The organism is Methylobacterium sp. B1 (assembly GCF_000333255.1).
Taxonomy (GTDB): Bacteria; Pseudomonadota; Alphaproteobacteria; order Rhizobiales; family Beijerinckiaceae; genus Methylobacterium; species Methylobacterium fujisawaense.
In genome coordinates this window covers 1-5811 of the sequence record NZ_BACT01000751.1, presented here as the reverse complement: position 1 = coordinate 5811, position 5811 = coordinate 1, and the positions used below count along the sequence as shown (strand labels likewise).

Here is a 5811-nt window from a genome sequence, read left to right as displayed (position 1 = left end):
AGCGGTGGTGTGGCGAGCCAGGTGGTCGTTCTTCACCCGCGTCCGGGCCGGATCGGTGCGGTCCGGGCGATCGACCTGCCGTATCCCCGCGACCCCCTCTCGGCGGAGGTCGCCGAGGAGGTCCGGCGCCTGCGCATCAGCCTCTCCGCCGCGAGCGCGCGATGCTCGTGAAGACCCCGCGGCGCCTGATCCGGCAGACACGGACGTCCGGCGCCGGACGCCGGGCGGGCGTGCTCCTCCAGAGGCTCGCCCTCCTCGCCCTGGCGCTGGCCGCGTGGCAGCTCGGATCGCTGCACGCGCCGAGCTTCGTCCTGCCGAGCCCCGCGCGGGTCTGGCACGCCTGGCTCGGCCTCGTCGCCACGCCGAGTTTCGCCGCCGATCTCGGCATCACGCTGGGCCGGATCGGCGCGGGCCTCGCCTTCGCGGCCCTGGTGGGGCTGCCGCTCGGCCTGCTGCTCGGCGCGAGCCCTCGCCTCGGCCGGTTCTTCGAGCCGGTGCTGACGGTGACCAACACCGTCTCGTCGGCGATCTGGGCGATCTTCGCGCTGATCTGGTTCGGTCTCTCGAACTGGACCACGATCTTCGTGGTGTTCATGACCGCGATGCCGTTGATCCTGACCAACGTCTGGCAGGGCACGCGCACGGTCAGCGCCGAGCATCTCGAACTCGCCCGCACCTTCCGCATGCCGCGCCACAAGGTGCTGACCAAGATCTACCTGCCGACGATCCTGCCCGCCTTCTTCTCGGGCGCGCGTCTCGCCATCGGCTTCGGGGCGCGGGTCGTGCTCGTGGCGGAGTCGCTGGGGGCGAGCAGCGGCATCGGCTACCGCCTGCGGCAGGCGGCGGACCTCGTCCAAACCGATCAGGTCTTCGCCTGGACCCTCACCCTGGTCGCCCTGATGATCGGACTCGAGACGCTCGTCCTGAAGCCGGCCGAGCAGCGCCTGTTCGCCTGGAAGAAGGTGGCGCAGCCGTGACGGCCGAAGCCACGCGGGGAAACGCCCGTCGCACGTCCTCTCTTTGCACCCCCTGGAGAACGCCTTGAAACGGATCCGCGTCCTCGCCGTCGCCGCGCTCTGCGCGGTCGGCCTGCCCGCCCTCGCGCGCGCCGAGACGGTGCGCATCGGCTACTGGAGCTCCGGCATCAGCCTCGGCTTCGGCGCCGTGCTGGAGGCCGGCAAGTTCATGGAGAAGGAGGGGCTGACGGCCGAATACGTCAAGTTTCCGGACGTGAACGCGCCCACCAAGGCCATGGCCGCCGGGGCGATCGATTTCGCGATCGCGGCGAGCGCGGGAACGGCGCTGAGCGTGACCGCCGACGGCCTGCCGATGAGCATCGTCCTGGCGACGCAGGTGGCCGACCTCGACTTCGTCGTCCTTGAGGACTCGCCGATCAAGACGATGGCCGACCTTAGGGCCAAGAAGATCGGCACCTCGCCCGCGGGCAGCGGCACCGCCGCCATCGCGGCGGCGATCCTGGAGACCAATCACGGCCTGAAGCCCGCCGATTACCAGGCCGTGCCCGGCAACGATTCCCGGCTGGCGCAATTCCTCGTCCAGAAGGACATCGACGCGGCGGCCCTGCGCACCGTGACCCTCGCGCTCCTGCCGGACGTCAAGCTGCGCCGTCTGGGCACCTTCCGGGAGGAGTGGAAGCGCCTCACCCAGCAGGACGCGCCGCCGGTCCTCGGCGTCGGCCTGATGCGCAACGCCTGGATGACCCAGAATCCGGACGCGCCCGCCAAGGTCGTGGCCGCGATGCGCAAGGCCTACGCGTTCGGCCAGGCCGACAAGCCCGGGGTGGCCAAGATCCTGAAGGCCGCCGCGAACCTGAGCGATGCCGACGCCGCCGCCTACGCGGGTCTCTGGGACGGCATCTACACGGTCAGCCTGGAGCCTGCCGACATCGCCTCGCTGAAGCGCGAATTCGACGTGTTCAAGGCGGTCGGCGCCGTCCAGGGCAGCCTGCCCGACACCGCCCTGGTTCCCGGCCCCTACGAGCGGTCGAAGACGATCCCGTAGCCTTTCCGACCTGCAGAAGAGGGTTTTCCCGATGGCTGAGACGATGAAAGCGCTCGTGCTGGAGGCGCACGCGACATCGACACGCTGAAGGTGGTGAACGACTATCCGAAGCCGTCCCCCGGCCCAGGCGAGGTTCTGATCCGCGTCGGCGCGTCCTCATTCAACTACCACGACGTATTCACCGTGAAGGGCATGCCCGGCATCAAGGTGCCGATGCCGGTGGTGATCGGCCTCGACATGGCCGGACAGATCGTCGAGCTCGGCGAGGGCGTCGCGGAGTGGCGCGTCGGCGACCGGGTGCTGGTCAACCCACTCAACAAGGCCAAGGGCCTGATGGGCGAGATGCTCGACGGCGGCATGGCCGAGTATTGCCGGGTCTCGACGGGCCAGCTGATCGCGATGCCGCCGGACGTGAGCTACGCGGACGCCGCCTCCCTGCCGGTGGCCTACGGCACGGCCCACCGCATGCTGATCACCCACAACACCGTGAAGGCCGGCGACCGGGTCCTGATCCTCGGCGCCAGCGGCGGCGTCGGGACGGGCTGCGTGATGCTGGCCAAGCAGCTCGGCGCCGAGGTGATCGCCTGCGCGGGCAGCGCCGAGAAGATGGCGGCGCTGACGGCGCTCGGCGCCGACCACGTCGTCAACTACCGCGAGACCGACTTCTCCAAATGGGCGATCCAGCAGTACGGCAAGCCGCAGCGCCGGACCTACGAGGGCGGCGTCGACGTGGTGATCAACTTCACCGGCGGCGACACCTGGGTGCCCTCGCTCAAGTGCCTGAAGCGCGGCGGCACGCTGCTCGTCTGCGGCGCGACCGCGGGGCACGATCCCAAGGAGGATCTCCGCTACATCTGGAGCTTCGAGCTCAAGGTGATCGGCTCGAACAGCTTCTACGACGACGACCTGTCGGCCCTGATGGACATGATCCAGGCCGGCACGCTGAAGCCGACCATCGACAAGGTCCTGCCCCTGGAAAAGGCCGCCGAGGGCCTGCGGATGATCCGCGACCGCGAGGTCATGGGCAAGATCGTCGTCACCCCCTGACACCGTCTGAGGCCGGTCCACCGCGCGTCGTCGCCCCCAGCCCCGCCCGAGGAGATCCCGAAGCCATGTCCGACACCCCCCTCAGCAAGGAGCAGGTCGAGGCGCTGCTGCTGCGCGGCCCGTTCCACCAGTGGCTCGGCCTCTCCGTCGTCGCCGTCGGCGAGGGCACGATCGAGCTGAAGGCGACGTGGCGGCCCGAATGGGTCGTCAACGCCGAGCGCGGCTACGTCCACGGCGGCATCCTGGCGACGCTCGTCGACCTCACTGCCGACTGGGCGCTGGTCTCCAAGACCGGCCGGGGCGTCCCCACGGTGGACCTGCGGGTCGATTATCACCGCGCCGCGATGCAGGGCGATCTCACCTGCCGCGGCACGGTGGTGAAGTTTGGCAACCAGCTCTCGGTCGCCGAGGCGCAGATCCTCGACGATGCGGGACGTCTGCTCGCGAGCGGCCGCGGCGTCTACATGACGGCGCCGGCGAAATGACGCGGCCGCCCCCCGGCGCCCCGGCGGACGGGGCCCTCGACCACGTCGTGATCAACGTGCTGCGGCGGATGGACGAGGCGGCGGACCTGTTCGCCGCCCTCGGCTTCTCGCTGACACCCCGCGGCCACCACTCGCTGGGCTCGATCAACCACCTGATGATGACGGCAGGCCCCTACCTGGAGCTTGTCGGCGTGCCCGAAATGGGGCCGCAGCGGCAGGACGTTCTGGACAGCCCGTTCGGCCTGAACGGGCTCGTGGTGGCGAGCCGGGACGCCGACCCGACCCATGCGCGGCTGGCGGCAGCGGGGCTCGCGGCCGGTCCGCCCGTCGCCTTCTCGCGCCCGGTGACCGTCGACGGCCGCACGGAACAGGCCCAGTTCCGCACGGTGCGGGTGCCGGCCGGCCGGTTTCCGGCGGGTCGCCTCTACCATTGCGAGCACCTGACCCCGAATCTCGTCTGGCGCCCCGAATGGCTCGACCATCCGAACGGCTTTTCGGGGATCGACGCGCTGACGATCGAGAGCCCGGCGCCGGAGGCCGACGCTTCCCTCTACGCGGCCGCGATCGGCGCTCCGGCCGAGGCCGCGGGCGCCGGCTTCACCATCCGGGTCGGGGAGACGCGGATCGTGATCGTGCCGGGTCCGGCCGCCCGTTTCGCCGCCCTCGGCCTGCACTTTCGCGGCCTCGACGCCCTCGAAGCCCGCTCGGCCGTCCTCCCGGAGGCGACTTGGGTCCGGCACGGGCCGGACGCGGCCGATCTGACACTGCCGGCCTTCGACCTCCACCTCGCGTGCCGGGCGGCCCTATGACGTGCGCGACCACGGGTGCGACCAATCTCGGCGACCTCGTCGACCGGTTTGGGCCGCCGGACCGGCCACTCATCATCGGCGTCGCCCCCGAGGGCGGGCCCGAGGTGATGACCCGCGCCGGCCTCGATGCCAGGGCCGACGCCTTCGCCCGCGGCCTCGTACGCGGCGGGATCTCCCGCGGCGCGCGGGTCGCGATCCTCTCGACCAACCGGCCCGACACCGTCGCGGCGCTGCTCGGCGCGATGCGGGCCGGCGTGGTCCCGGTCCCGGTCAATCACAAGTTCCCGCCGGCCACGATCGCGGCCGTGCTCGCCGATTGCGGGGCGCGGCTCGTGCTCTGCGACCGCCCGCGCCGGGCGATGCTGGCGGGGCTCGACCCCGATATCCGGATCGCCGGGTTCGACGATGACGGGCCGGAGGGTTTTGCGGCCTGGCTCGATCCCGGACCCTTCGTGCCGATCGTGCCGGAGCCCGGCGAGGCGGCCCTGTTCCTCTACACGTCCGGCTCCACGGGCCGGCCGAAGGGCGTGCGGCTGAGCCATGCGAGCCACCTCTGGGTGGCGCGGACCCGCGCCGCGGAGACGAACCTGCGCGACGACCGGCTGCTCGTCGCGGCCCCGCTCTACCACATGAACGCGCTGGCCCTGGCGCTCCTCGTCTGCGCGGCCGGCGCCACGATGGTGCTGCTGCCGCAATTCGAGGCGCGGGCCTACATTGCGGCGATCGATCGCCATCGCTGCACGTGGCTCACCGCCGTGCCGCCGATGATCGCCATGATGCTGCGGGAGCCGGATCTCCTGGCGGAGGCCGACCTCACTGGCGTGCGGACGGTGCGGATGGGCTCGGCGCCCGTCAACGACGCCCTGGCCCGGCAGATCCGCGCCCTCCTGCCGAACGCCCGCATCCTCAACGCCTACGGGACCACCGAGGGCGGCCCGGTCGTGTTCGGCGACCATCCGGACGGCCTGCCGACGCCGGTCGCGTCGGTCGGCGCACCGCATCCCCAGGTCTCGGTGCGCCTCGTCGGGCCAGACGGGCCGGCGACCGGCGTTCTGCAGATGCGCAGCCCCGCGATCATGCTCGGCTACCACAACCGGCCGGACGTGCCCGTTCCGATCACCGCGGACGGATTCTACGACACCGGCGACGTGTTCCGCCGCGACGCCGACGGGTTCTTTTACTTCCTCGGACGCACCGACGACATGTTCGTCTCGGGCGGCGAGAACATCTTCCCCGGCGAGGTCGAGCTGGTGCTGGAGCGCCACCCCGACGTGCTTCAGGCCTGCGTGGTGCCTGTGGCGATCGCCTCGTCGGCCAGGGCGTGCCCGCGATCGCTGACCTCACGGAACGGGGCGCGCCCCTCCTCGACGAGGTGCTCGCCCCCGTGGCGCAGGTCGCGCACCGTGTCCCGGGCCTCGCCGTAGGCGTACTGAGCGGCGCCCGCCGCC

General features: G+C 71.4%; 5 protein-coding genes and 1 pseudogene. All 6 read left to right on the top strand.

Features of this window, described 5'->3' with window-relative positions; genetic code table 11:
• Positions 1-161: 161 nt before the first annotated feature.
• Complete coding sequence (locus I53_RS22050) at positions 162-977, top strand: ABC transporter permease (protein ID WP_051044956.1); 816 nt, start codon at positions 162-164, stop codon at positions 975-977.
• A 64-nt stretch (positions 978-1041) separates the two neighbouring features.
• Complete coding sequence (locus I53_RS22045; protein WP_043354698.1) at positions 1042-2022, top strand: ABC transporter substrate-binding protein; 981 nt, start codon at positions 1042-1044, stop codon at positions 2020-2022.
• 43 nt (positions 2023-2065) lie between these two features.
• Positions 2066-3069 (top strand): annotated as a pseudogene (locus I53_RS22040) (zinc-binding alcohol dehydrogenase family protein).
• A 65-nt stretch (positions 3070-3134) separates the two neighbouring features.
• Entirely contained in the window at positions 3135-3554 is a 420-nt protein-coding gene (locus tag I53_RS22035) for a PaaI family thioesterase (protein WP_043354697.1), read from the top strand.
• A complete protein-coding gene (locus I53_RS22030; RefSeq protein WP_043354694.1) occupies positions 3551-4363 on the top strand; it encodes a VOC family protein in 813 nt (270 codons plus the stop codon). The genes I53_RS22035 and I53_RS22030 overlap by 4 nt, the downstream gene beginning before the upstream one ends.
• Positions 4360-5787, top strand: a complete 1428-nt coding sequence (locus I53_RS22025; RefSeq protein WP_251982398.1) for a class I adenylate-forming enzyme family protein — start codon at positions 4360-4362, stop codon at positions 5785-5787. Before I53_RS22030 ends, I53_RS22025 begins: the two co-directional genes overlap by 4 nt.
• Positions 5788-5811 lie beyond the last annotated feature (24 nt).

Excerpts from the sequence above, each read along its gene's own strand:
- I53_RS22050 (WP_051044956.1), top strand. The coding sequence starts at position 162 with ATGCTCGTGAAGACCCCGCGGCGCCTGATCCGGCAGACACGGACGTCC.
- I53_RS22035 (WP_043354697.1), top strand. The coding sequence starts at position 3,135 with ATGTCCGACACCCCCCTCAGCAAGGAGCAGGTCGAGGCGCTGCTGCTG.
- I53_RS22030 (WP_043354694.1), top strand. The coding sequence starts at position 3,551 with ATGACGCGGCCGCCCCCCGGCGCCCCGGCGGACGGGGCCCTCGACCAC.
- I53_RS22025 (WP_251982398.1), top strand. The coding sequence starts at position 4,360 with ATGACGTGCGCGACCACGGGTGCGACCAATCTCGGCGACCTCGTCGAC.